Raw genomic sequence first — 2,793 nt, 5'->3', positions numbered from 1 at the left:
CCCTGGCGCTGCACGACCGCCTGTTCCGGCCGGTCCTCCCCGTCGACGTGCTCGCCCCCTGGACGTCGGCCTGACGTCAGCGCATCAGACGTCCGGCGGAGCAGGCGGGACGCCGTTCGCACCGAGGAGGCCAGCGAGGTCGACCACACCCACGGTTGGCACGGTGGGCGCCGGCGCAGGCAGCAACGCGGGATGGATCTTGCCTTCCACCAGGTCGGTGAGCTCGAGCAACCCCTGCAGCGCTTCGGCGTAGGCGCCGGGGGCAGCCAGTTGCAGGATGGTCGCTGCCCCTTCGTCGGCTAGCAGGTCCTGTGCCTCCTCGTCGTCGTCGCCAGGATCGAGGATCACCAGGACCCGGTTGCCCTCGAAACCGACGATCGGCAGTTGCCACAACGGGTGGTCGCCACCGAACGCCGCGAGCTCGGGAGCGTCGTCGCGGAGCGCGGGCACCCGCAACGCCGCCTCCGCCAGCACTCCGAGGTAGTAGGTCACGTTGCGGTTCACGTGACGGAACAGTGGATCTGTGGTGGTGTCGGTGGTGAGCGTCGGCGGCTTCAGGTCGAACGACGCCGCGGTGGTGCGAGCGTCGTTGGTCACCCGCAGCGTGTCGGACAGGGTCTCGATCTGGTGGGGGGCGGTGGTCGGGGCGGACTCGAACCAGACCCGCACCCGCGTGACGCGGACCTCCCCCGACGCCAGGAACTGTCGGTAGGCCTCCCCGACCACGTCACCGACCCAGCCGGGCAGGTTCACCGGCGACGGAGGACGGGCGACCAGGCGCAGGTCGAGGTCACCGAGCGCGTCGGGAAGGACCCCTCCGACACGGAGCGAGCACCGCGCGGTCGCCCCGTCCGCGGCCAGGCGGACCCGGACCGGGGAGGACCCGCCGATCGAGACCTCGAGGTCGGCGCCGAACACGCTGGCGGCGTAGTCGATCGCGAGGTGAACCACGCTGATGGCGCGGCCGCCGGCGAGCCGCTCACCGATCGCCCGAGCCAAGGTGTCGAAGTGTCCGGCGAGCCGGGGTTCGAGCAACGCCGGCTCGAAGTAGCGCCGGTACTCGACGATGTCCTCGTCCGTGAAGACGGGCTCGTCCTTCTTGACCTGCGCGACCAGGGGCACAGCCCGGATCTCGAGCACGTCCTCGACGTGGCTGGTGACGGCGTAGTTCTCGTACAGGGTCCAGCGCAGCAGGTTGGTCACCCGCGACAGCAGCGGCGAGACCTGGTCGACGGTTCGCCGGGCCTGACGGGTGACATCGTCGAGGGTCGACGTCGCCTGCCGCACCGCCCGGTTGAGCTGGGAGGTGGCGGTCTGCAGCAGGGAGTTGGCGTGCAGCGATGTGGCGGTCCGGTTGCTGGTGGTTGTCGATGCCAGCACCGACGTGCCGGTACGGGTACCGATCTCGCCGCCGACGCCCACGCTGCCGCTGGCTCCTCCGAACAGCCCACCGACCAGGCCTCCCACCGGACCCAGCACTGCGCCCAGGACCCCGCCGGCGATGCCGCCGCCGACGCTTCCCCCGACGCCGAGAGATCCGAAGCCCGACGCCGTGACCGACGTGTTGGTCTGGGTCGCGACCGAGATCACCGAATCGATCGACGACGCCTGCGTCAGCACGTTGCGGGTGACGGTGTCGAGCAGGCGGGTGACCTCGTCGAGGCTCTCACTGGCGGTGCGACGGACCCGCTCGACCGTGGCGGTGACCTGGTTGAGGACCGTCCCCGGATCAAGCGCGTCAACGCCCGACAGTTCCCCGAGCGTGTAACCCAGGAACCTCCACTCCTGGCGGAGCCGCACCAGGTACCGCTTCGGCTGTGTCGGCCGGTCCGCCGCCGCGACCTCCACCGGGGTGGCGCCGAGCCTGGGGACGGTCATGCGCTTGATCAGCGGCGTGCGTCGGCCGCGGAAGTCGCCGGCTTCGGCGTGGCGACCGAGGATCGGGTCGGGCGTCGTTCCCAGCAGTCGCGACAGCACCCCGGCCAGGTCGGGGGTGAAGTCGCTGGGGAGCCGCTCGAACGGGTCGTCGCCGAACAGGGAACCGGGGTCGACGTCGTCGGGCAGGTCCGGCAGCGACTCGAGCGACAGGTCCACCACCGTGTGCTGGACCGAGCCGGGCACGCTCACCGACGTGACGTGGCTCCCGTCGGCCAGGCGCAGCTCGCCGGCGCGGACCCCCCGTGGCAAGCGCAGCACGGCGAGCCCATCAGGTGAGGTGCGGGTGCGGTCGTGAAGAACGCCATCGCCGTCAGCCAGGTGCAGCTCGATCCCGCCCCTGGTCGCGCCCGTGGGGTCGTGGACCAGAGCGAGCATCACCGGGATCTCGCGCCCGTCGGTCTCCTCGGTGGCTTTGCCCTCGAGCACCGGTGGCTCGGCGATGAGCGCTTCGAGTTCGGGTGAGATGGCGCCGCGTGCCGGTTTGACCGGCTGCTTGGTCATCGTCGGCAGCAGGTGGACGAGGGGGGGTTCTCGGAGCCTGTCGACCTCAGCCGCGGCGAGGCGCGCGGTGTGCCCCTCCAAGGCGGTGTCGACGATCTCGTCGACACCGGGCACGGCCGATCACCTCGGCGACGCGGGCGGTGACGCGTTCGCTGACGGCGTCACCCAGGTCGATCCGGTCTTCCGGCATGGTGTCCCCCACCCGACGAGTGATCCACTGCTCGTCAGGGTGGGGGAGTATCGTCGTGGCGTTCGTTCCCCGTCAACGAGGCCGCGTTAGGACATCGCGTTCTTGGCGGCGTCGCGGGCGCGGTCGAAGACGCCGGCGATCGGTCCGACGCTCAGGCGAACCTC

The 2,793-nt window shown here is 71.0% G+C and carries 1 protein-coding gene; it reads right to left on the bottom strand.

Annotated elements, in window-relative coordinates:
• Positions 1–84 precede the first annotated feature (84 nt).
• On the bottom strand, positions 85–2,553 hold the full coding sequence (locus M3N57_10720; protein MDP9023141.1) for a hypothetical protein: 2,469 nt from the start codon (positions 2,551–2,553) through the stop codon (positions 85–87).
• Positions 2,554–2,793 lie beyond the last annotated feature (240 nt).

The organism is Actinomycetota bacterium (assembly GCA_030776725.1).
In the GTDB taxonomy this organism is placed as follows: domain Bacteria; phylum Actinomycetota; class Nitriliruptoria; order Nitriliruptorales; family JAHWKO01; genus JAHWKW01.
This window is presented reverse-complemented; position numbering and strand designations above follow the sequence as displayed.